We start from the raw sequence: 23,257 nt of genomic DNA on the forward strand, positions 1-23,257 counted from the left end.
CCAGCGTTCATCCTGAGCCAGGATCAAACTCTCCGATAAAGATCTAGCTCAAAAAGAATCAACAGGTCATGCTTCACTCTTTAGTTTTCAAGGAACACGCTGAAATTCTTTTTTATCAACCGCGTTTCGCGGCGACAAAATAGATAATAACACCTTAAATAAATTTCGTCAACACTTTTTTTAAAAAAATGTTTTTGCGGCATAACCTCGGGATGACACTCAACAAAATCATCAGGGGATTGGGCCTCCCTGACCGCCCGACAAATATGCGGGAAGGCCAGAGAAGCATCCCCGGCCCTTTCTTTACCGATCTCGCCTCAAGCCTCTTTTAGATCTTTGGAGACGGCAACAGCCTCCGGCTTACTGGATGGCAACCGGAACACAAACAGCAGCGCGAGAACCGCGATGCCGACCAAAATGAGGAAAATGTGATGCAGACCATAAACGAGCGCTTCCCGCATCGTTTTCATCACGCTCGACGGAATTTGCCCGATGTTGTGCGGATCGAGCAAGCGGTTGAGATCTGACACATTGATATTCTTCACCTCGGCGTGCCCCATCATGAACACCTTCATGTAATGGTTAAAAAGCGTCCCAAAGACCGCCACACCGATCGTTTGTCCGAGCGAACGCAAAAACGTGTTGGAAGCCGTGGCAGCTCCGCGCAGGTTCCACCCGACGGAAGACTGGACAATAACCGTGTATACCGTCATCGAGAAGCCGAAGCCGAAACCGATTATAAGCATGATCACGCTTAAAACCCAATCTGGCGTCGTCTGGCTGATAAAAGCCAGAGACACATTTCCTGCCAAAATGAGAATCAGCCCCAGCACCGCCGTTTTGCGCGGACCGACTTTGAGCATCAGCCTGCCTCCGAGAGTGGCACCAATCGGCCAGCCAATCGACATCGGCAGCAGCGTTAACCCCGAACCGGTTGCTCCGCGCCCGTGTACCCCTTGAACCCAGAGGGGCAAATAAACATTGAGCGCGATCAGAATGCCGCTCGACAAGAGAGCAGCCAAATTGGAAACGAGGATGGACGGAATTTTGAACAATTCCAGCGGCAGCATCGGCTCTTCAGCCTTGAACTCCACCCAGATGAAGATCAGCAAAAACAGGATTCCAACCAAAAACAGGCCGATGATGATTGCCGATCCCCAAGAATAGACCGTTCCTCCCGTTGACAGGGCAAACAGGATCGAGGCGACGGCGATGGAAAAAGTGAGAACACCTAAATAATCGATTTTTCTTTCGCGGGAATCTCCTTCTTCCCGCAAAAAGATCCAGAGCATGATCACAGAAACCAGACCAAACGGCAAATTGATATAAAAAATCCACCGCCATGATACGTAATCAACCAGAAACCCGCCGACAAGGGGGCCGACCAGTCCGGATAATCCCCAGATCGAACTAAACCACCCCTGAACTTTGGCCCGCTGTTCATAAGGGAAGATATCGCCGATAATCGTAAAGGTTGTCGGCATGATTCCTCCGGCGCCCAACCCTTGCAATGCGCGGAACCAGATCAGCTGATGCATCGACGAAGACAATCCGGATAACATCGAACCCAATAAAAATAAAGCGGCCCCAACCGTGAAGACGACTTTTCTTCCATAGAGATCAGCCAGTTTGCCGAAAATGGGCGTCGTCACAGTTGAGGTGAGAAGGTATGCGGCAAATACCCAACTGATGAATTGCAATCCCCCCAGTTCACTGGCAATCCGGGGCATTGCCGTACTGACGATCGTGACCTCAATTGCCGCCAAAAACGTCGCGATCAACATCGCGATGGTCACTTGTTTACGATTCGTTTGCATGAACCAACCTCCACAACTGGGCAAAAATTTAATTGCTCCATTTTATCATAGCATGCTTCCTTTTCCCCAAAAATCATAAAACAAACCTTTTTATTTATTATGTTGCAAAATCGGACATCTTCTTGATCCCGCCCGCACATCCCTTTGATTGCGCAAAAAATGCGTTCGTGTTACAATCTTTCTGACATTGAAAGCGCTTTTTAAGGAGGGGCCGTATGCTGCTTTCCGGCAAGCTGAATAAAATTCGCACCTTTGCCCTTGGCCTGATTTTTGCCGGCGTGGGAGTCATGTATCTGGGATTCCTGGCCAAAGACCTGATCGCCCTCTTCCTGGCGATTGGCATGATCTTCATCCTGGCCAGCGTTGGCATTTATTTTTGGATCGGAATCATCTCCACTCAATCCGCGCACATCATCTGCCCCGCTTGCGGGAAACAGACAAAGGTGTTGGGAAAAAAGGATGAATGCATGCATTGCAGAGCCATTTTATCGTTTGACCCCGCAGATGCTCCCAAGCAATCCGAAACACCACCAATGTAGCGAGGCCCTTCACTGACAAAGGGCTTCGCTTCGTTATGCCGGCCCGAAACTTCTCTTCCGAGTCAATTTCCGCTATAATAGTACCAATTCTTTGAAAACGGGACAGGCTGTCGCCAAACTTGAGAAGCAATCTTGGAAAACCGGCAGAGATCCATGACAGGGGTTAAGCAAAAGGTTCTACAGATCCTTTGCCCCAAAGGAACCGGAGCACCGGAACCCGACAGACTTCTGTTTTTCGGCCTTTGCAAAACAATTTGTTTCTTGAAACATGATGCACCGAAAGGAGGAACAGGCAATTGAAACCACATAATCTTCTTGAAATGGTCTCACAAACGGTCAGCCGATTTCCGGACAAAACGGCGCTGCTGTGGACGGAAGACAGCCAGCCGCGCTCGATGACTTACCAAAAACTGTGGGCCACCGTTCGCGATTTCGCTTTTGGCCTGGAACGGCTGGGAATAAAGGCAGGAAGCAAAGTGGCCATCATCTCGGAAAACCATCCCCGCTTTCTCATCAGCGATCTTGCCATTTTAAGTTTGGGTGCCGTTTCCGTTCCCATCCATCCGTTGAAACCGGCCGCCGACATCAAAAAAATCCTGCTCCATTCCGAAGCCGAGGCTGTCCTGGTCGGAACTCCTCCAATGCTGGATCAGCTTGATCCGCCTTCAGAAATCCGTCACACCATTCTGTTGACCGGAAAAGCGGAAGGAAAACGCGGAGCCCTTCGCTTTGAAACAGTCATCCAGTTGGGGCAAACGGTTGCCCTCGAGGAGCTGGATTGGGTTTACCCCGCGATTCAGCCCCCTGAGCTAGCCGCTATTGTCTATCAGCAAGGCGTCCATGGAAAACCGAAAGGAGCGATGCTCTCCCATGCCAACATTCTCAGCCACCTGGAAAGCATCTCTCATGTCATCCCGATGGTATCGGATGACATTGTCCTTTCCGCTTTGCCCGCCTCCTCCAGCCTGACCCGGCTGGCCGGACAGATGGCCCCGCTCCGATGCGGTGCAACGATTGCATACACGGATCAAACAGATGATCTGCTCAGCCCCATGATCCAATACCGGCCAACCATTTTCATCGGAAGTGCGAAACAGGTGGAACGTCTGTACAATCTGGTGCACAGCGAAATCGAACGTTCCCAATTCAGGGCATTTCTTTTTCGGACGGCACGCCGCCTCACGCAAACCTACTACGATCATGCCCGTAAGGGTTTCAACTGGCCCATACCCGGTACAGCCAGATGGACGCACACCCTGGCCCATACCCTGGTCTTCTCCAAATGGGTGCACCGGTTCGGCGGAAGATTGCGATTTCTGATCAGCGATCAACTTTCCTTGTCGGATGAGGCACGGGGCTTTTTTGAAACACTGGGTTTGCCGGTTATTACAACGCACAATACCGCCGCTTGCACTTCCATCATATTGGCAAGCCGTCTTACTGATCCGGCAGACGGCAGCAGAAATACCCTGCCCGGGATCGAATACCGTTTCCTCTCGGACGGCGAATTGCTGGTGAAAAGCGCCAGCGTAATGATGGGCTACTACAACCGACCGGAGAAAACCCAACAGACGATTGTGAACGGATGGCTTCACACGAGGGAATTCGCTGAAGCCGTTTCGGACGGACAGATCAAAATGACCGGGCTCAGAAAAAATTGTGTCACCTTGTCCGACGGAACTCTGGTAGACACCGATGATTGCGAAGATGCGCTCAACGCAAGCCCTTTGATCGAGAGAGCCGTTTTGCTCGGAAACGCCCGTCCGTACATAACCGCGTTGATCACACCTGATCCCGCTGCCTGCGCCGGAAAGAGCCCGGCAGAATTGGAAGAGCTGATAAAAGAGGAAATCGACCGCCGGTTAGAAGGTTTTTCATTGATAGAAAAGCCAAAGCGGTTTGCCCTCCTGCACCGCTCTTTTTCCCAAAGCCGCGGGGAATTGACTTCTACCCAGAGGCTGCGGCTGCCAAAAATCGAGGAAAACTATGCGGAAATCATCGAAGCCATGTATAGCGAAAGCACAGCTTCCCGATCGGCTGCCGCAACCGAAAGCAAAGACCCTGCCACACCTTAAGCAGGGCCTTTTCATTGCTTCTCTTTTTTTTGACATTCAGGACAAACTCCGTACACTTCCATGCGATGTGTTTCAACCTGATATCCTGTCGCCTTTGCTGCTTCCTGCTCCATTTTGAAGAGCGGCGGATGATCAAAATCGGTGATCTTTCCACACTTCCGGCAAATCACATGATAATGATCGTCCATATTGGCATCAAAGCGGCTGGAGGCGTCACCATAGGTCAATTCCCTGACCAATCCCGCATCTTTGAACACACGCAAATTATTGTATACGGTTGCCACGCTCATATTGGGAAAATTTCCTTCCAGCGCCTTATAAATCTCATCAGCCGTCGGATGACCCATTGAAGAGTAGAGATAGGTTAAAATGGCATGACGCTGCGGGGTCATACGAACTCCAATCCCTTTGAGCATCTCGACTGCTTCTGCCAGGCGGTTGGTCATTGTTCTCCACCTCGCTGAATCCGCCCTGTGAAAGAACGATTCTCACTTAATAATCTATATAATTAGTCTACGCCCCCCTTTGCCCTTTTGTCAATGAAAGAGGTCATTTTCCTGTATCGATCCTTTTTTATTTTTGTCCGGATTAAAAAATAACAAACACCAAAAGAGGCGAAAACATTCATATCCAAATCCATAAAGCAGGGTCTTGGCGCTTCTCTTTGCCCCGGTCGTAACGGTCGATGCGGAGAAGCACCAATCCCCTTTTGCTTTCGTCTGTCGACAGCTTCAACTTCTTTCGTCTGATCTTTCCAACTTTTGCAATTAGAGTTAAAGAGATACTTTCAATTGTTTTTTAGAATCCAGATTAAATAATCAATCTCCGTTCTCAAAGAATGACCGGCAATTCCTTTAAACCGCGCATCAGGAAACTGGGGCGCCATTCCAACTGTTCAAGGGAGGTGCCCGGCTTTATATCGGGGAAGCGGTTAAGCAGCGACGAAATGGCAATCTGCGCCTCCAAACGGGCTAAAGGTGCTCCCAGACAGTAATGGATCCCATAGCCAAAACCGATGTGCGGATTATGTTTACGGGTGATATCCAGTTGATCCGGATTGACAAATTGCTCCGGATCCCGATTGGCCGATGCCAGAGCAACCAGCACCATATCCCCTTTTTTAATGGTCTCTCCATGCCAGTTCACATCTTCTATCGCAAAGCGGTTGGTCGTAAACTCAACCGGGCTGTAGTAACGCAGAAACTCTTCCACCGCCGTTTGAATCAGTTCCGGATTTTGCTGCAAAAGGGCCATCTGATCAGGATTTTCAAGCAGGGCCAGCACTCCGTTTCCGATCAGGTTGACCGTTGTTTCATGCCCGGCGACAATCAGCAGAAAAATCATGGCATAAAGTTCTTTCTCAGAAAGTTTATCTCCTTCTGCTTCTGCATGAACAAGACTGGAGATCAGATCATCGGTTGAATTTTGCCGGCGTTTTTCCACCAATTCCTGCAAATAAGCGACAAAAGCTTTGATTTTGGGACCAGCCTTCCTCATCCGGTCCGGATGATTATTGGCATCAATGATCGCGTTGGACCAATCGCGAAATTTCATCCTGTCTTCAGTGGGAATTCCCAGCATTTCGCTGATTACGATGATGGGCAGGGGAAAGGCAAACTCACTCATTAAATCGATTGGTTTTCCTTTTTCCATTTTCTCCAACAGCCCGTCGGCGATATTTTGGATATTCTCATGCATCCCCTGGATCATCTTGGGCGTAAACGCTTTGGATACCAGACTTCTGAGTCGGGTATGATCGGGCGGATCCATCGCCAGCATGGTTTCCATTAAGTACTCTGATTCCTCAAGCACGATCAATTTTTTAAACCGCTCTTCCCCGAGCGCGGTTCGCCCTCTTTTGATAAAGCGGCTGTCCTTTAAAGCCGAAAGCGCATCCTCGTAGCGGGTAATCAGCCAGGCATCGAGCCCGTTCGGCATTTTCACTTTGTAAACGGGCGCTTTTTCCCGCAATTCAGTATAAAACGCATAGGAGTGTTTCTTATAATCCGGAGCAAACAGATCAAACTGAAGTTTCATTGAGGCCCCCATCCTTTTTGGAGAAAATAAATTACTCTATTATATTCCCCTTTTTTAATTCATTAATCAATGAATTGTTTTTTAAAAAACCGGGCAGTCCAAAATGGTCTCCCCTTTTTTATTTGGTCCAGGTTGCAAGGGTATGGCGAACCCATTCGCACAGGAATTCTTCTTTCCTTTTGCGACTGCGGCTTTTTTCCGGAAAGTAAATATTTTGTGCCAGATAAAAGATAATGGCACCGACAAACTGATTCACCATCATCGACGGATCAAATTGATGAAAGTGCCTCTCATCGATCTTTGCTTCGATCAGGGCGCAGATCTCCCGCCAGACCTCACAAAGCTGATGGATGCTCCTCTGCAACAGCGCAGGGTCGAGCAGCGAACGTTCTTTCAGATAGATGATGAGCAATTCCCGGTCGCGAACGGCATATTTCATCAAAAGGCTGCCAATTTGAAAAAGAACGTCTTTAAGCTCGTCAATCTCCGCAATCTTTTGCAATTCTTGCTTGATCCGGCCGATTTTCCGGTCGATCTCTTCTTCAAAAATCGCATGCAAAATTTGCAATTTCCCCCCGGGAAAATAGTGATACAGAAGCCCGTCCGCCATTCCGATGCTTTCATTGATCGCTTTCGTTGTTGTACCGTGATAGCCCCGCTCGGCAAATAACTTTTTCGCCATCTCCAACAGCTGCTTGCGCCGCTCGATCGCCTGGATTTCCCGGGTTTTTTTCCTCGTTTCCCGCAATTTATTACCACCTCTTCATTTTGCCTTCAGTGAAAGATTCAGTTGGACAATTTAGGCATCACCACCCGGTGTGGCTCATATATATCTAACAAACCAAAGGAAAGAGAGTGAGGTTTATGGCAAAAGGATTCGCCAGGATCATAGGAGTTTTGCTCACCCTCATCGGGGTGATCGGCTTCTTTTTACCAACTCAAGGCACCATTTATAATCTCCTGCATTTAACCTTGGCTCATAACCTGTTTCATCTGATTAGCGGCATTATCTTTTTGGCCGTAAGCGCCCAAGAGAAGTGGAGCCTGCTGACTGCACGGGTCTTCGGCGTTTTGTACGGCATCATCGCGATTCTCGGCCTTTTCGACGGCCTTGTTGAAAATACTGCCACGATTGAAGTCGTTCATATCCTGGTCGCCCTTGCCGCTTTATACTTCGGATTCAGAGATTGGGCCAGGGAAGTCAAAGTGAAAAAGGAAAAACAAACCGAATCAAAAGGTTCATAATTTGACCCTTAATTCCCCACCCTTCTTTCCCGGTGGGGCTTTTGTGCATGACGGCGGATCAGCCGCGAATCATGCAAAAAGGCGGTGTTTTAGTTAAAAGGCGACTTTTGACTGATCAAAAATCGCCTTCTTCGCGTTCTCCTTTTACCGCCCCGCCGGCTCGTATTTCCCCTTCTCCTTTTTCACTTTTTTCCCGTACCAACAGTAAGGCAGGAGGTCGCAGATCTGGCATTTGGGATTTCTCGCGGCGCAAACGCGGCGGCCGTGCCAGATGATCCGATGATGGGTGTCGCTCCATTCGGCCCGGGGAACCCGTTTCATCAGTTGGCGCTCCGTCTCAAGCGGGTTGTCGCTATCCGCAAGGGCCAAGCGGTTGGCCACCCTCTGTACATGCGTATCCACCGCCAGCGCCGGAACACCAAAGGCATTGCTCAATACGACATTGGCCGTTTTGCGGCCGACTCCGGGCAATGCTTCCAGCTGCTTGCGGTCTTGCGGCACCTCTCCTCCGTACTTCTCCACCAAAATGCGACATGTTTGCAAAATGCTCTTGCTTTTATTGCGATACAATCCCAGACCGCGAATGTGCTCCGCCAGATCTTCCTCGGTCAAATCAAGAAAATCTTCCGGCCGGGGGAACTTTTCAAACAATCCTTTCGTCACTTTGTTCACCTGGCGGTCGGTTGATTGCGCCGACAGAATCGTGGCGATCAAGAGTTCAAAAGGATTTCGGTAGTTCAGTTCACAATGGGCATCCGGATACATTTCGGCGAGGGTTTCCAAGATTTTTCGCGTCGGTACGCGTTTCGGCTTCTGCACTTCCATTTTCTCCCCTCCCTACAAAACGCGTTTAGCCGCTTCAATAATCAATTCGTCGCTGCGCGCGTCAAAAGGCGTGCGGTAAAATGTGCCAAAGCGATGAAGAATTTTAAATCCGCACAGGTTTAAAAGATGGTTGATTTCGGACGGGTAAACATAACGGAGCCGGAACAGCGTGCGGATTCGCTCAATCATTAAACCTGAAGGATCAAATCGTTCCATGTAACGAATCACATTGGCAATTTGGGCAAAATGGTCATATTCGATAAAATCATGAAGCTCTACGGTTTCACCTGTTCCCGGCACCGGAAACGTACCGCGAAAAGTATAACGTCCATCCGTTTCATAAAGAGCTTTAATTTTGGGAACGAAGATATTGAAAGCAAACAATCCCTCGTCCGCCAAATGGACGCGCACCCGTTTCAGCGTTTCCACCTGGTCGCGAACCGTCAACAGATGCAAAAACGAACGGTACGGAATAATGATCAGGGGAAAACAGCGTCCCAATTGAAAGCGGGACATATCCCCTTCGATCCATTCCACCATCCCGGCGAGTTCCATTTCCTCCGCTTTTCGTTTCGCTTTTGCCAGCATGGCCGAAGAAAGGTCAAGCCCGACTACCTTGATTCCGGCGCGGGCGATCGCCAGGGTAATCCGTCCTGTCCCGCATCCGAGCTCCAAGACCGGACCTCCCGTTTGCTGTGCCAATTCTACATAATAGGTGAGATCGTGATCAAGCCCCGTGGATGTCCAATCGTAATAATCGGGCCAATCGTAAGCATTCACCATTTTTCACCACATCCTTTATCGATTGGCGAAAAACGGGCCCTGTGGCAGGAACCCGTCAACGGAGATGTTCTTTGATATATTGCAAAACTTCCTTTACATGCCCCATCGCTTTCACTTTTCGATAAACCTTGACAATCTGTCCTTCCTCATTGATCACAAAGGTCGAGCGTTCGATGCCTTTAAACTTTTTGCCGAACATATTCTTGTCTTTAAGCACACCATAGGCTTCACACACCTTGCCGTCGGGATCACTCAGAAGCAGGAAAGGGAGATTCTGCTTTTCCACAAATTTTTGATGGGAAGCAACGGAATCCCGGCTGACTCCCAAAATCACCGTATTCAGATCTGCAAATTCCTGATGGTGATCACGAAAACCGCACGCTTCCACGGTACAACCCGGTGTGTTGTCTTTGGGATAGAAGTACAAAACAACATTTTTCCCCCGATAATCGGAAAGCGACACTTTTTCTCCGTTGGATGCCTCCAGTGTAAACCCGATCGCTTGCTCTCCTTCTTGCGGCATGATTACACCTCCATCATTTACTTCACAGGTTATTCACATTCTACCATTTCTCAAAGGCGAAATTAAGCGCTGCAAATGGATGTTGAAAATGGGAAGCGGACAGATCCATGACAGACAGGCATCCACGCAGTCCCGGGAGGGGAGCGGAGACGTCACTGAGCAACCGGCAACACCCTTACGTGAAAAAAACGAACGGGGCCTGTCATCGGCCCCGGCTGGAAATATATGCAATCGCTATCGTCAGATAAGAGATTTCAGAAAGACGTTCAAACTGCGGATCGAGCAGATTGCCTTGATCCCCCAAATCGGCACCACCGTCAGCAGGATAAAAAGTTCAGCGATCAATTTCATCCGACTCAATCCCTTCTTAAGAAATGCAATTTATACTCCAATCATAAGAAGGGCATATAAGAGAAATATGAGAATCGGATTAATCTTTGATTAGAAACGGGGCAACATAATGATGACCGCAGTCCCTTTCCCAAGTTGGCTCTTAATGTCCAGCTCTCCGCCCATTTTTTTAACCAGTTCCAGCGCGATGGAAAGTCCCAGCCCGCTGCCGGTGTTTTTGCGCTGTCGTTTGGCCCGGTAAAAACGGTCAAAGATAAAGGGGAGATCAGCCGCAGAAATTCCCTGCCCCGTATCCCGCACCACGATTCGGATGCGCTTCGGGGTTCCCCGCAATTTGACCGTGATGCGGCCGCCTTCTTCCGTATATTTGCCCGCGTTGTCCAAAAGGATATCCAGCAGTTCCTCCAAATCCGCCTGATAGCTTCTGCACTCAAGTTCCTCATCCCGGGCATCATAAACAATCTCCAGCTCACGGTGAACTTGCTGCCAGCGCTTCACCCGTTCGGCAATAACCGAAGTGATGTTGAAAGTTTCCGGTTCCTGAACCGGCTCCTCCATTTCCAGACGGGCCAACTTGAGCAAGCGCTCAGTCATTTTTTCAATCCGGGTCAGCTCCTTATCCATGGTGGAAAGAGCTTCCTCCGCCACATCCGGCTTTTTCATTCCCCAACGGCGCAATAAATTCAAATAGCCCCGCACCACGGCGATCGGTGTGCGCAACTCGTGGGAGACATCGCTGACAAAGCGATTTTGCTTTTTTATCAAATCATAGATCCGATCGAGCAGTGAGTTAAACACTCTCGACAGCAGCGCAATTTCATCCCCGGTGTTCGGCACCTTCAGCCGGTGAGTCGGCCTGGCCGGATCAAATTCCTGTACCGCCTTTGTAATCATCTTCACCGGGCGAAACGCGATCGTGCTCATCACATATCCGCCGATCACCACAAACACGAGGAGCACGGATGAAGCAATGACCAATGCGGTGATCATCGAGCTGATATACTTGCCACTGGAAGAATAATCGGAATATAACTCCATCCGCCCTTTTCCCCGGTCGAGCGGCATTGTCAGCACCAGCACTTCCCGGTCGGTATATTTTTCGATCTTCTCCTTTTTGTTGGGATAGGACATCGGCAGAAAGACTGTTTCGGAAATTCCCTTGTTAACGGAAGCGATCACCCGTTTGTTCCGAATCAGCCTAACTGCTTGTCCTTCTTCGATCATCGAGGGGAGCCATGCGGAATAAGGAAGTGAGGAAAACGCCTCCTGATCGTAAACTTTCTGAATCGAGATCAGCTTATCCCGAAGCACCGATTCTTCCGTTCCAATCAACCAGTTCTTTAAAAGAACGTAGACAAAGATATGAAACAGGATCAAAATCCCAATCAGTCCGATCGTCGATAAAACAACCAGTCTCCAGCGTATCGGCATCTTAATGTTCCCGAACCACATAACCCACTCCCCGCACGGTTTCAATGAAATATTCCAGACCGATGGATTCCAGTTTCGCGCGCAAATAACGGATATAGACGTCCACGACATTGGTGTCCCCCGCATAATCGTAGCCCCATACCTTGGTCAGAATCATCTCCCTTGTCAGGACATGATTTTTGTTTTGCATCAGGTAGGAGAGCAAATCAAATTCGCGGGCGGTCAATTTGATTTCCTTTCCGTACGCTTCGGCCTTTCTCTCATCGAGATAGAGGGTAATCGGGGTCACCCCGATCACGTTCGCCTCCTCTTCCCATGAATGCCGCCGTTCAATCGCCCGGAGGCGGGCCAAAAGTTCTTCAATCGCAAACGGTTTTGTCAGATAGTCATCCGCGCCGGCATCCAACCCGCTGACACGGTCGGGAACGGCATCTTTGGCCGTCAACATGATGATCGGAACCTGGTTGTCGGAACGAATTCGGCGACAGATCTCGATTCCGCTGAGGTCAGGCAGCATAATGTCCAGTATCACCAATTGCCAGTCTTCTTCTTTCATCATTCTCAGCGCAGATCTGCCGTCATGGGCAACCTTGACCTCATATCCTTCATGTCTTAACTCCAACTCCAGAAACCGGGCAATGCTCTTTTCATCTTCAACAATCAAAATTTTCTTTTTCATCCCTACCACCCAAACCTCTGCTTTTTCCGGGCTTTTTTTATTCTCTCATTTCCAGAAAAAACTTCCAAGTGTTAAAAAAACAGGCCAATTCACAGCCCGTTTGACCCAAGTTTTTTCATTCCCGGATTACACATGAATGATTCCTGCGGGAGGGACCGTCATCCTTCGGACTTTTGGCTCCGGCCGGCGGCGGAATTGGCGGACCCGGTTGAGTGGGAATTGGCGGCTGCGTCTCCGGCGGATTCGGTACTTCCGTTTTTTCTTCCTGCCCTCCCGGTTTCTGTGGCTGCCGGGGTGATACCAGTTGCTCCCGTTGATTGACAATATTCAGTGTGGAACCGATATTCATCGAGCCCGCATCCGCAACCGTATTCACCTGAAGCGAACGAATTTCCACATGAATCAATGCCCGTCACCTCATCCCGTGGAATCCACAATATCCGGATCGAGATACACATTCCGCTCAAAATCGAGGTTCCGGCTGAAATCCCCAATCGGTGAAGATCCACCAAGCGATTTGGTAAAGCTTTCCGCGCCGATGTTGATAGTATTTCCGAAATTGACGGAAGCAGCACTGGATATGCTGTTGATTTTGATATTAAAAATATTGTTGATCGTCCCCATGGATGTCCCTCCCTCGGTCAGTGTTACTCCCGGTCATCCATCTTCAGTTTCATCGCATGGTTCTGAGAAGGTTCCTTATGAATGAGAAACCGAATTTCCAAAATCCCTTTGCGGTAACGCGCGCTGGTATATCGCCTGGCAACAGGAACACCCAATGGAATGGTTTTCTGAAATTCTCCTTTTTTACGCTCGGAAAGCGATACATGAAACCCTTCATAAGGGTTTGGGATTTGTCCTTTTATCCAAAGCGTTTCCCCTTCCACTCTCATTTCCAGGGTATGGATATTTTCCATCCCGGGCAAATTGATCACCACAATCACTTCATTCGGCCCATGAAACACATCGACGGCCGGTTCGTCTTTTTCGGCCGCATGCATGATTTCCTTAAAAAAATCTTCCCCCAGAAACTGCCGGGCCAAATGATGCCACCGCGCAAATTGGGTATTCCCGCTCACCAGAAAAACCTCCTTTACAGGCCGAATCACAATACGGATGCCCATATTTTATTCGCTTGGGCTTTGTCCTGTCACAATTCTGGCATCAATTCTTACCTCATCCCCATATATTTTAAAAGAGATTGCCCATTTCATCCCGACGGAAAATGCATAACCTTTCGGCACAGCCGAGTGATGCAGGCTTAAGCATGCTCCGGAAAGGAGCGGACACAACCGGCGGAATATGGAATGGTTGGAATGAACAGACAACGACATTCCTGTGACGCATTTTCGCAAAAAACATGAAGCACTGGAAAAGGGATTCAGCTTGCTTAATTCATTTTTATTAATGAAGAAAACCAATAGTGCACATAAAGGAGTGAAATCGCTTGTACGGATATGATCCTTTCTCTTATCTTTGGCAACGGCTGGAGCAGATGGAGCAGGACCTCAATCAGTTGAAGCAGCAAAATGAAGAACTGCAAAAGCTGGTCGAGAAAATCAAGCCGCTTCAGGTGGAAAAAATCGAATACAAGATTCACGAGCTGCATGTGCAAACGCTGAGCGGAACCTTAAACGTCGGTTTAACCGCCACCGGAGACGATTCCGCCGTGGGAGACATTATCGAGCAGGTGGTGGAAGAACACCGCAAAAATCTGGTGAATGAAGAAGAGGGAGGGCAGGATGAGAACCCCGGAGCCGACAATCCGCAGCAACATTTTTCCTCCCCGTAAAAAAGACCGCGCGATTGTTGGAATAAACAACCCGCGCGGTCAGTTGTTCAGTTGCCTGCTCCCCGATAGTGGCGAATGCCCCGGTTCCAGCACATCAGACCAAACCCGAGATAAAGGATGCCAACGAGCGGGGTGAGGAAGGCATACCATTTCCAATGGTCATGATCCAGAAGGTAACTTGCCGGGTAAAAGCCGACAAAAGCAAACGGAAGAACCCAGGTGAGCGCAAACTGAATCACCCGATGGTAGATATTTACGGGATAGCGGCCATAATTCCCGATATTGTAAATAATCGGCTGGATATCAGATTTGGAATCCGAATAGAGACTGATGCTGGTCAAGGCTATATAGATTCCTCCGTAAATCATCACACTGCCCAACGTGAACAGGAAAAGAAGGAGAATATCAATCAAATCCCAACTGAGATCCAGTTTCCAAGCGGCATACCCCATCACGACAAGTCCGGTTAACCCGCCGACAAGGGATTCCGGAGTCATCGTCTCCATGATCACCTGGACCAAGCTGTAGACCGGCCTGGTCAACACCCTGTCCAGTTCTCCTTTGATCACATAGCGGTCATTAAAATCCCAGAGATTGAAAAATGCAGAAAAAACCGCCCACGGAATGAGAAAATAGCCATAAATAAAAATCACTTCGTAGCGATTCCAGCCGCCGAGGCTTGATGTATGCTGGAAGACCACCAGGATAAAGATGAGATTGATGCCCTGATAAAAAAAGTTCATGATGAACTGGGTCACAAAATCCCAGCGATACGCCATTCTCGTCTTGATATATTGCTTGAAATACTCGATGAACAAATGGAGATGAAACATATTAACCACCTTGTACAATCAGCGTTTTTCTAGCTTTTAACCAGATCAGCTGAATGGGAATCCAGAGCAGCACGCACCAAACAGCTTGGATCAATATGGCATGGACAAAGTCGGAGCCGGCCAATCCTTTGACCAATACCGTGCTCGGCAAATAACTGATCGCCTGAAACGGAAGAAACTCCAGTACTTTTTGCATCCAGTCAGGATAAAAGACGATGGGGATCGTAAGCCCCGACAGCAGATCGACGATCACTCGCTTCGCCCAGATCAATCCTTGGTTGTTTAAAATGAAAAAGGCGAGCACGCCTGTCAGCAGGTTCACTTCCACGTTGACGATAAACCCGAGCAGCAGACTTAAGGCAAATTTGGCCCATACCGGCGAGACTCCCGGCAGATCGATCGGAAAAATGAACGATACCACGATCATTCCGGGAACACTGAATAAAAACAGGCGGAACAATCCTTCTCCCAGCCCCTGAAACGCTTTGACCAACAGATAGTGATAGGGGCGTATCAACTGAACGGCAACGGTTCCGTCACGAATCTCCTGCGCGATCTCCCGATCGAGATTGTTGAAATAAAACGCCCGCGACATCCAGGAAACGGCGATGTATGTGGCCATTTGCATCACAGTCATCCCCTGCAGCGTTCCCTTGTTGCCATAGATGGCCATCCACAAAAAATAATAAACGCCGATGTTCAAACTGTAGATGATAATGCCGCTGTAGTAATTCACGCGGTACGCCAGCATCATGAGAAAACGGATGCGAATCACTTCAAGATACACCTTATACAATCGTCATCCCCTCCTGATAAATTTGGCGCACAATCTCTTCGGTCGATGCCTCTTCAATCCGCATTTCCTGAACGGGCACATACTGAACCACACGGGAAAGCACTTCCGATACCGCCAATTCACCGTGATGAATATGGGCAATATATTGCCTTTGCCCCGTCTGTTCCCATTTTACCGGAAGCCCTTCCGTTCTCTGCTCCAGTTCATTCAACTGGACGTTCTTCGCAAAATCCAGGTGAATCTTGCGTCCGCCACCCCAGTTGAGCCGAAGTTTGGTCAGGCTTCCGTCATAGATGATGCGCCCTTTGTCCAGCATCACAACGCGTGAGCACAGGGCCTCGATATCTGAAATGTCGTGCGTGGTCAGCAAAATCGTCGTTCCCAACTCTTTGTTGATCTCTTTCAGGAAGCGGCGAATATTTTCTTTTACCAGCACGTCCAGCCCGATCGTCGGTTCATCCAGAAACAGCAGCGGCGGCTGATGAATCAGTGCGGCAGCCAGTTCACAGCGCATCCGCTGGCCCAGGCTCAATTTGCGAACCGGCTGGTCAAGCAGATCACCGATTTCCAAAACTTCCACCATCCGTCCGAGATGGCGTTTATACTGCTCATCCGGCAACCGGTAGACTTTTTGCAGCAGGCGAAACGACTCCTGCACCGCGATATCCCACCAGAGCTGGCTGCGCTGCCCGAAAACGACGCCGATCGTTCGCACAAATTTTTCCCGTTCGCGATGAGGATCGTAGCCGTTCACTTTCAACTCTCCGGCCGTCGGTTCCAAAATCCCCGTCAACATCTTGATTGTCGTCGATTTCCCGGCGCCGTTTTCCCCGATATAACCGACGATTTCTCCCTGGTCAATTGTCAAATCAATCGCATCAACAGCCCGGATCACCCGGTACTGCCGGTTCAACAAATCGCGAAAGGCCCCCGCTAATCCCGGGCGGCTCTGATATACCTTAAACTCTTTGGTTAACCCATGAGCTTCAATCGATCGCACTTTCTTTCCACTCTCCCTTTTGTGAGATCGTCATAAGCGCAACCCAGAGGTAAAAGTCAAGCCAGGCCGGCCGGGCTTCCCCGCATTCCGTCCCGCTATACACTTTCAAAGAAAAAAAGGCATTCCCTGTTGCAGGAATACCTGGGTCACCATTCTATTTTAATCCTATCGATCGGTAAAGTGAACTGCATCTCCATGGAAAAAATTCCGTTCTGCTCCAACATTCACAGCGGAGCAATCTGTACACCGGCAGCCATCAGTTGCTCACGGATGGTCTTCGCAAACCGGAGTGCATGTTCGCCATCTCCGTGAATGCAAATCGTATCCGCCCGAATCTCCAGGTCTGTGCCTCCAAGCGTTCTCACTTTTCCTTCGCGCACCATCCGCAGCACATGCGAAACCGCTGCGGACGTGTCCTCGATTAACGCCCCCGGTTCCGTTCTCGGGGTGAGGCTCCCATCCTCCTGATAAGTCCGATCGGCAAACACTTCGCTGGCCGTTCTCAGTCCTACCTCTTCTCCCGCCTTGATCAACTCGCTGCCGGCCAGGCCATACAGGATCAATTCCCTGTCCACCCGATACACAGCCCGGGCAATCGCCTGTGCCAGATCTGGGCGGGCGGCCGCCATATTATAAAGAGCGCCATGCGGTTTGACATGCCTCAATTTCCCTCCTTCCGCCGTAACAAAGGCGGACAGGGCGCCGATCTGGTAAACAACCATATCATAAGCTTCCTGGGAGGAAATCGCCATCTGGCGGCGGCCAAAGCCAAGCAGATCGGGCAAACCGGGATGGGCTCCAATCGACACCCGATGTTCCAGTGCGAGTTGCACCGTTTTCCGCATTACAGCAGGATCACCGGCATGAAAGCCGCAGGCGATGTTGGCCGACGTGACAATCGGCAGAATCGCTTCATCCATTCCGATCCGGTAAGATCCGAAACTTTCACCCAGGTCACAATTCAAATCGATGCGAGTCATCCGTTTCCCTCCCGTTTTTTCACAGCAGTGCCAGCCTTTTTTTCAACAGGGCCAATTTTTTTTCCTGTTTGCGATACTGCCTTTGCGCCTCATTGACCGAAACTTCGGCAAACCGTACTTTTTCACCCGGCTTCATCTGGGCGAGCACCGGCAGATCCGCAGTGATGACCTCGGCGATTTTGGGATAACCGCCGGTTGTCTGGCAATCCGCCATCAAAATAATCGGTTGCCCGTCGGCCGGTACCTGCACGGTTCCCGGCGTCACCGCTTCAGATAAAAGCTCGCGCGGATGACACAGAGAAATCTCCGGGCCGGTCAGCCTGTATCCCATCCGATCCGACTGCGCGGAAATTTGAAACGCCTCCGTAAAAAAATTCTCCTTTCCTCTCTCCGAAAACCATGAAAATTGTCCCCCACGGGTGACACGAACAGTCGGATTGGCGCGGTAGGGCGGGAGAAAACCGGGGCCGACATACCATTCCCCTTCGGCATATGCCCGGTTCCCTGCTCTCCGGGCAAGTTGGCTCAGGCGCCGAAGTGCTGATTTACTCATGGTCCCAATAGCGAGCCGGTCTCCTATCTCCAGCGCCCTGCCGCAAAATCCGCCGATTCCTGCACGCGTATAGGTAGCTTTACTCCCCAAGACGGGCTGCACGGCAAATCCCCCCGCCACTGCCAGGTAGGCCCGGCAGCCCTTGACAGAACCGGCAAAAGAGAGAACGGCTCCTTTTCTGACATAGACCGGGCGCCAGTTTTTCACCGGTTGCCCGTTGATGCGGGGCTGAAGATCAGCTCCACAGATGGCGATCAAGAGATTCGCTTCCATCTCCAGCGTCGGGCCGGTCATGGTCATTTCCAGAGCGGCTTCTCCTTCTTCATTTCCAACCAGCAGATTGGCCGTTCGCAGAGCAAACGGGTCCATCGCCCCGCTGACGGGGATGCCGGCTTGGCGCCAACCCGTTCTTCCCAAATCCTGCAACGTCGTAAACAGTCCGGCCTTTTTAACGCTGATATGCATGATTTCCGCCAGCCTCCCAACGTTCATACTCCGCGCGGGAAATCGGCCGGAAGCGGACGATATCCCCCATCTCCAACAAACCGGGCGGGTTTCGGTCCACACGGAAGAGAGAGAGCGGTGTCCGCCCGATCAGTTGCCACCCTCCGGGCGAATCGAGGGAATAGATTCCGGTTTGCTTTCCGGCAATCCCGACCGAGCCCGCCGGAACTTTTACCCGCGGCGACGGCTTTCGCGGTGCGGCAATCCGCTCGGACATTCCGCCGAGATAGGGAAAGCCCGGAGCAAATCCGATCATGTAAACCAGGTATTCCCCTGAAGCATGAATCCGGATCACTTCCTCGGGTGACAGTTTGTTGTATTCAGCCACAAAGGGTAAGTCGGGGCCGAATTCACCGCCATAGCAAACGGGGATCTCCACGACCTTCGGTTGCAGCTCTTCCCCTGTACCGATGTCTTCGGCCAGGGATTGCAGTCGCCGGCTCATTTCCGTAAACGAGAGAGAAAGGGGATCATAAAATACTGTCAGCGTGGTAAAAGCAGGCACATATCCCGTCATTCCCCGGAAGGGATTTTTCTTAAGCGCGGCAGCCAATGCCTTTACCCGGAAATGTGTCTCTTGATCCATTTTCTGCCCCAATTCGGCCACAATGGCAGAATCGCCCATCGGCCGCAAAACCAGCTGATTTTCATTCATCTCAGCCTTCCCTCCCTTTTGCAGCACAATACCGGAATTTTGGCAAAAATCAAGGAAATCCCCCATCATCCGGGGGGATTACCCTTTTTTTACAAATAAGGTTCAATCATTTGCGCAAGCTTCGCTTCCAAGGCGCGCGGACCACGTTCCACCTCTTTTTTCGTAACCGTAAACCGGAGAATCCGCTCATCCAGATTGAGCGCTTCCTCCATGGAACTCATCAGATCAACCGCTTTGCGATCCAACGATAAAATGATGTCGACTTCGTGCACGTGCGGATAAAAGACGAGGCTGACTTCATCAAACGCCTCCCTGTATTCCCCGCTTTCGGGTATCATTTTGTATTCCTGAATAAAGGGATGGCGGGAATAGAATTTATCAAAAGCGTAATCGACACTCGTCAGGCGGAAACCGATTCCCTCCATCCCGTGTAAAACGGCATCGATCAGCGGATGCGGCAAAATCTCAACCCCATCAGTATCATTTGGGTCGATCGCCATTTTAATATCGAGCCCGGTCTTCAGATAGATGGGCGAACCACCTGTGGAAACCGGCGCATCAAGCGGCATTTCAAATTGAAACGGAAGAACTTTCGATTCATGAGGACCGATTTCAAACTCCTCTGTCAAACGAAATTCGCTGACGACATACTCTTTATGGGTCCCTTCATGGTGGTACTGAACGATGAGATAGAGGTAGATCTCATCAATCATCTGAGGAGCCTGTCCCCCCTGGATAAAAACTTCACCGCGAATCATTTCCCCCTGGCGGTATGTAGCTTTCTCCAGTCGCGTATCCACTTTGGCTGCTCCTACCCCTAAACTGGCTAATGCTTTTCCAAAAACCGACATTGTTCCCCTGCACTCCCCTGATTTGATTCTCTGCTTCGTTCTGCAGCCCCTTGAGGGACCATCCATTGCTTTTGCTGACGGAGGGATTTCCGGGTCTTTCCCTTGCATGAAAATCCGAACAGGCTTTTTCCCCCAAACCCCTCCGCCCGGTTCCGGGATCCGGCTTGCAATAACCTGATCCCTACGGTTTCTGATTCAATAATTCGTCAATCTTTTGCAGCGGATCTTCCTGCACCTTTTGACTGTTGATCGTCAGGGTCCCATCGGGATCGCTGAACTTCCAGGAAAAGGCGCTGTTCAAAATCCGTTCGGACCGGATCATCTCCACATCCATCTCCACTCCGGTCTCCGAAACGTTGAAAATGATATTCATATTATCCACATACCCGTGATAGCGTCCAGTCGGGCGAAATTGAAACATCTGAAAAAACGGAAACGGTTTTTGATCCGGATCATACTCATTATGAATGTGATAAAGAATAAAACCGGCATCTTCCATCTGTTTTAAAAGTTTTTGGACAAGCGGGGCCGGAAAAACCTCAATTCTGTCCAAGTCCGTAGGATCAATTGCCATTTTGATATCCAATCCGGTCTTGAGGTAAAGCGGAAAACTGCCGGTCGACATCGGAGTTTCCATCGGCAATCGGATTTGAAACGGAATCCGTTTGTGTTCACCCACTTGCAAGGTAAACGATTGAGACAGCCGATATTTCTCCATGGCATGAGCTATTTTTTTGTGATTTCGGTTTACCGTAACCACCAGGTAAAGATAGATATCTTCAACCTCTTGCGGGCTGTTGCCTCCCCGGACAAACACTTCCCCTTTCACCGTCTCTCCCGGGTAAAACCGGCTTCCCTCAAGCCGGGTATCAACCGTGGCGCCACCAATCCCCAAACTTGCAAGCGATTTGTAAAAAATCATGGATGAACACCACTCCTTGCCGGTTCAATATAAGGGGGCTAAAAGCTGTACGACCCTGCATCAGTCCTGAACATAAATTTGCTTCATATATTCCTCAAACTGTCTGGCCAGCCGCTCATGATCTTCGTTTTCGCGCTTCAGACGCTCCTGGCGCAAACGTTCCTGCGTGATCTCCTGTTGTCTTGCTTTTTCGGACGGGTCTGTATTCTCTGCTTTTTCGGAGGGCAGCGGAATGTTTGGCCAATTTTCTTCCAGATCTATTAAACCTGCTTGTTTTTTGATGATGGTCTTGTCAAGCAAGTAATATTTCGAGGATTGTTCCAGATCCTGGCGTTGCTTTTTCAGGCGCTCTTTTGTCTGATTTTCCAACAGTTCCCGCTGTTTTTGCAGCATCTCCTGCTGCCGGCGTTCAAATTCTTCAGCCTGTTTTTCCAGCAGGCTCTGCGCCATTTTTTCAAACTCTCGCCGCAGTCTCGCTTCCAGCTCTTCTTCTTTCTTTTCCAGCTCCTGCCGTTTTCTCTCCCATTCCAGCCTCTCTTTTTCCATCCGTTCCAATTCTTTTTGCAGCCGTTCTTCCTGCTCTTTTTCAAGCCGTTTGCGCTCTTTTTCCAACTCTTCGCGGCGCCGCCGTTCCTCTTCTTCCCGCTGTTTCGCCAGCCGTTCCTGCTCGAGCCGTTCTTTCTCCTGCTGTTCGCGCTCCCATTCTTCTTGCTCTTCCTTTTCAATCATCTGTTTGAATTCGTCTTTTTGGCGTTTCAGGAGCTCCTGTTCTCTCTTTTCAAACTCCTGGCGCTGCTTTTCCAGAAGTTCGGCCTGCCGTTTTTCAAGCTCCTCCCGTTGCTTGCTGAGCAGCTGCTCCTGACGTTCTTCAAATTCCCGCCGCAACCGCTCCAGCGTTTCCTGTTCCAATCTTTTCAGACGCTCTTCGCGCTCGGCATCTTCCTGCGGGATTTCTTTGCGATTGGCATCTTCCTCCGGGAGCTCTTTTCGGTCCGCCTCTTCCTGAGAGAGCTTTCTGCGGTCAGTATCTTCCGTCGGGAGCTCCTCGTTTTGCGCTGCTTCCTGCCTGTTGGAAACTGCATCCTGCGGAGTCTCTTCCGTGACAGCGGGGGCCTGTTCGGCCGGGACCGAATCAGCGGCAACGGCATCAGACGGATTCATTTGTTCAGCGAAAACCTCGGGCTCTTTTTCATTTTCCTGTACACTGGGCTGTTCTTCCACAGGCGGATGGTTTTCTTGCGATGATTCTTTACGTTCCCGGAACAGAAAGGAGAGAAACCCTTTTCCTTCTTTGCGCCTTTCGTATGCTTCAATTTGCGCGAGCACGGACTCAGGTGAATGGTTCTGCAAACATTTCGAGATCAGCTTGGCCATCGGTTTGGAAACGGGAAAACCGACGGGCAGCCTTTGCAGCGGCTTTTCCCGAAGCCGTCCGGACAACAAACAGTAGAAAAAGGTGCCCCAGTCCAGCGTTCGGGAATAAGTGATTTTCTCCGTCCCGCAGAACAAAACTTTTAATTCATCATTTGCCGTCATTCCGATATTGCGCGGATCAAGCAAGATGTACATTTTGAACGGCTTGGCTCTGAGCTCCCGTTCCAGTTGCAAAAGCTCTTTTCCCCATGCAACCACTTGATCTTCATCCACTTCTCTTTCCGAAATCACTTCCCTCAGCGGACGAATCGGTTCATAGGGCCGGATCAACACGAGAAAACGTTCCTCGTCGTACACTTCCTCAATGGGAAGAAGGAGCGGATGGTTCAAAGAGCGGTATTGCTCGACAACCTGGGGAGGTGCGGCCCCTTCCAGGAGAACCGACTCCAGGTAATACCGGGTGGAATCTTTGCGAGCCACTGCCATTTCCCCGCCAAAAAATTGAACGACGTGTTCAACATAATATAATCCTCGATACCATTCCCCCACTTGAAAAACGGACAAGTTTCTTCGCCTCCACAATTCACTTCCCAAATACAAGATAAACCCGGAAAAACCACATATGTTCCCAATTTGAGGATAACACAGGATGAAAGAAACAGACAACTGAACAACCTTTGAAATCGTGAATC

The 23,257-nt window shown here is 50.0% G+C and carries 25 protein-coding genes; 4 read left to right on the plus strand and 21 right to left on the minus strand.

Annotation, left to right across the window (positions count from 1 at the left end; genetic code table 11):
• Positions 1–317: 317 nt before the first annotated feature.
• Positions 318–1,817 (minus strand): MDR family MFS transporter, encoded by a 1,500-nt coding sequence (locus I8U18_RS13395; RefSeq protein WP_033101314.1) that lies wholly within the window; start codon positions 1,815–1,817, stop codon positions 318–320.
• Between the two features lie 215 nt (positions 1,818–2,032).
• Here I8U18_RS13395 and I8U18_RS13400 point away from each other — a divergent pair, with 215 nt between their 5' ends.
• Positions 2,033–2,356 (plus strand): DUF2614 family zinc ribbon-containing protein, encoded by a 324-nt coding sequence (locus I8U18_RS13400; RefSeq protein WP_052154257.1) that lies wholly within the window; start codon positions 2,033–2,035, stop codon positions 2,354–2,356.
• 296 nt (positions 2,357–2,652) lie between these two features.
• The gene (locus I8U18_RS13405) at positions 2,653–4,431 is read left to right on the plus strand and encodes an AMP-dependent synthetase/ligase (protein ID WP_033101315.1); all 1,779 of its coding nucleotides are present in this window, start codon (positions 2,653–2,655) and stop codon (positions 4,429–4,431) included.
• Positions 4,432–4,442: 11 nt separating this feature from the next.
• Here I8U18_RS13405 and perR read toward each other — a convergent pair whose 3' ends face one another.
• The 3 genes from perR to I8U18_RS13420 all read right to left on the minus strand — a co-directional run bounded on the left by perR (position 4,443) and on the right by I8U18_RS13420 (position 7,216).
• Positions 4,443–4,877, minus strand: coding sequence for a peroxide-responsive transcriptional repressor PerR (gene perR / locus I8U18_RS13410; RefSeq protein ID WP_033101316.1), 435 nt, complete (start codon positions 4,875–4,877; stop codon positions 4,443–4,445).
• 385 nt (positions 4,878–5,262) lie between these two features.
• The gene (locus tag I8U18_RS13415) at positions 5,263–6,468 is read right to left on the minus strand and encodes a cytochrome P450 family protein (protein ID WP_033101317.1); all 1,206 of its coding nucleotides are present in this window, start codon (positions 6,466–6,468) and stop codon (positions 5,263–5,265) included.
• Between the two features lie 118 nt (positions 6,469–6,586).
• Positions 6,587–7,216, minus strand: coding sequence for a TetR/AcrR family transcriptional regulator (locus I8U18_RS13420; RefSeq protein ID WP_198056409.1), 630 nt, complete (start codon positions 7,214–7,216; stop codon positions 6,587–6,589).
• A gap of 116 nt (positions 7,217–7,332) precedes the next feature.
• Here I8U18_RS13420 and I8U18_RS13425 point away from each other — a divergent pair, with 116 nt between their 5' ends.
• Positions 7,333–7,713 (plus strand): DUF4383 domain-containing protein, encoded by a 381-nt coding sequence (locus I8U18_RS13425; protein WP_052154258.1) that lies wholly within the window; start codon positions 7,333–7,335, stop codon positions 7,711–7,713.
• 144 nt (positions 7,714–7,857) lie between these two features.
• Here I8U18_RS13425 and nth read toward each other — a convergent pair whose 3' ends face one another.
• The 8 genes from nth to I8U18_RS17805 form a co-directional block, all read right to left on the minus strand.
• Complete coding sequence (gene nth / locus I8U18_RS13430) at positions 7,858–8,538, minus strand: endonuclease III (protein WP_198064836.1); 681 nt, start codon at positions 8,536–8,538, stop codon at positions 7,858–7,860.
• Positions 8,539–8,550: 12 nt separating this feature from the next.
• Complete coding sequence (locus I8U18_RS13435; RefSeq protein WP_033101320.1) at positions 8,551–9,321, minus strand: class I SAM-dependent methyltransferase; 771 nt, start codon at positions 9,319–9,321, stop codon at positions 8,551–8,553.
• A 55-nt stretch (positions 9,322–9,376) separates the two neighbouring features.
• Entirely contained in the window at positions 9,377–9,844 is a 468-nt protein-coding gene (gene bcp, locus I8U18_RS13440) for a thioredoxin-dependent thiol peroxidase (protein WP_198064837.1), read from the minus strand.
• A 441-nt stretch (positions 9,845–10,285) separates the two neighbouring features.
• On the minus strand, positions 10,286–11,626 hold the full coding sequence (locus tag I8U18_RS13445) for a sensor histidine kinase (RefSeq protein ID WP_198064838.1): 1,341 nt from the start codon (positions 11,624–11,626) through the stop codon (positions 10,286–10,288).
• Position 11,627: 1 nt separating this feature from the next.
• Positions 11,628–12,305, minus strand: coding sequence for a response regulator transcription factor (locus tag I8U18_RS13450; protein ID WP_033101323.1), 678 nt, complete (start codon positions 12,303–12,305; stop codon positions 11,628–11,630).
• A 115-nt stretch (positions 12,306–12,420) separates the two neighbouring features.
• Positions 12,421–12,711 (minus strand): hypothetical protein, encoded by a 291-nt coding sequence (locus I8U18_RS13455; RefSeq protein WP_033101324.1) that lies wholly within the window; start codon positions 12,709–12,711, stop codon positions 12,421–12,423.
• An 11-nt stretch (positions 12,712–12,722) separates the two neighbouring features.
• A complete protein-coding gene (locus I8U18_RS13460; protein ID WP_033101325.1) occupies positions 12,723–12,929 on the minus strand; it encodes a spore germination protein in 207 nt (68 codons plus the stop codon).
• Positions 12,930–12,952: 23 nt separating this feature from the next.
• Positions 12,953–13,384: an Hsp20/alpha crystallin family protein gene (locus I8U18_RS17805; protein WP_198064839.1), complete on the minus strand. Its 432-nt coding sequence runs from the start codon at positions 13,382–13,384 to the stop codon at positions 12,953–12,955.
• A gap of 368 nt (positions 13,385–13,752) precedes the next feature.
• On the opposite strand from I8U18_RS17805, the gene gerPC reads away from it, so the two are divergent.
• Entirely contained in the window at positions 13,753–14,097 is a 345-nt protein-coding gene (gene gerPC, locus I8U18_RS13470) for a spore germination protein GerPC (RefSeq protein WP_198056413.1), read from the plus strand.
• A gap of 47 nt (positions 14,098–14,144) precedes the next feature.
• Here the strand turns inward: gerPC and I8U18_RS13475 are convergent, their stop codons facing one another.
• The 9 genes from I8U18_RS13475 to I8U18_RS13515 form a co-directional block, all read right to left on the minus strand.
• Positions 14,145–14,930 carry an ABC transporter permease gene (locus I8U18_RS13475; protein WP_033101327.1) on the minus strand — a complete coding sequence of 262 codons (786 nt, stop codon included), beginning with the start codon at positions 14,928–14,930 and terminating at the stop codon, positions 14,145–14,147.
• A 1-nt stretch (position 14,931) separates the two neighbouring features.
• The gene (locus tag I8U18_RS13480) at positions 14,932–15,684 is read right to left on the minus strand and encodes an ABC transporter permease (RefSeq protein WP_052154275.1); all 753 of its coding nucleotides are present in this window, start codon (positions 15,682–15,684) and stop codon (positions 14,932–14,934) included.
• A 34-nt stretch (positions 15,685–15,718) separates the two neighbouring features.
• Positions 15,719–16,726 (minus strand): ABC transporter ATP-binding protein, encoded by a 1,008-nt coding sequence (locus tag I8U18_RS13485; protein WP_033101328.1) that lies wholly within the window; start codon positions 16,724–16,726, stop codon positions 15,719–15,721.
• 224 nt (positions 16,727–16,950) lie between these two features.
• The gene (locus I8U18_RS13490) at positions 16,951–17,706 is read right to left on the minus strand and encodes a LamB/YcsF family protein (protein WP_033101329.1); all 756 of its coding nucleotides are present in this window, start codon (positions 17,704–17,706) and stop codon (positions 16,951–16,953) included.
• 19 nt (positions 17,707–17,725) lie between these two features.
• On the minus strand, positions 17,726–18,724 hold the full coding sequence (locus I8U18_RS13495; RefSeq protein ID WP_033101330.1) for a 5-oxoprolinase subunit C family protein: 999 nt from the start codon (positions 18,722–18,724) through the stop codon (positions 17,726–17,728).
• A complete protein-coding gene (gene pxpB, locus I8U18_RS13500) occupies positions 18,708–19,418 on the minus strand; it encodes a 5-oxoprolinase subunit PxpB (RefSeq protein WP_198056414.1) in 711 nt (236 codons plus the stop codon). The genes I8U18_RS13495 and pxpB overlap by 17 nt, the downstream gene beginning before the upstream one ends.
• Positions 19,419–19,507: 89 nt before the next feature.
• Positions 19,508–20,269, minus strand: a complete 762-nt coding sequence (locus tag I8U18_RS13505; protein ID WP_033101369.1) for a sporulation protein — start codon at positions 20,267–20,269, stop codon at positions 19,508–19,510.
• A gap of 181 nt (positions 20,270–20,450) precedes the next feature.
• Positions 20,451–21,191: a sporulation protein gene (locus I8U18_RS13510; RefSeq protein ID WP_198056415.1), complete on the minus strand. Its 741-nt coding sequence runs from the start codon at positions 21,189–21,191 to the stop codon at positions 20,451–20,453.
• Between the two features lie 60 nt (positions 21,192–21,251).
• Positions 21,252–23,129, minus strand: coding sequence for a hypothetical protein (locus tag I8U18_RS13515; protein ID WP_152568569.1), 1,878 nt, complete (start codon positions 23,127–23,129; stop codon positions 21,252–21,254).
• Positions 23,130–23,257: the final 128 nt, after the last annotated feature.

Source organism: Thermoactinomyces sp. CICC 10522 (genome assembly GCF_016055075.1).
Lineage (GTDB): Bacteria > Bacillota > Bacilli > Thermoactinomycetales > Thermoactinomycetaceae > Thermoactinomyces_A > Thermoactinomyces_A daqus.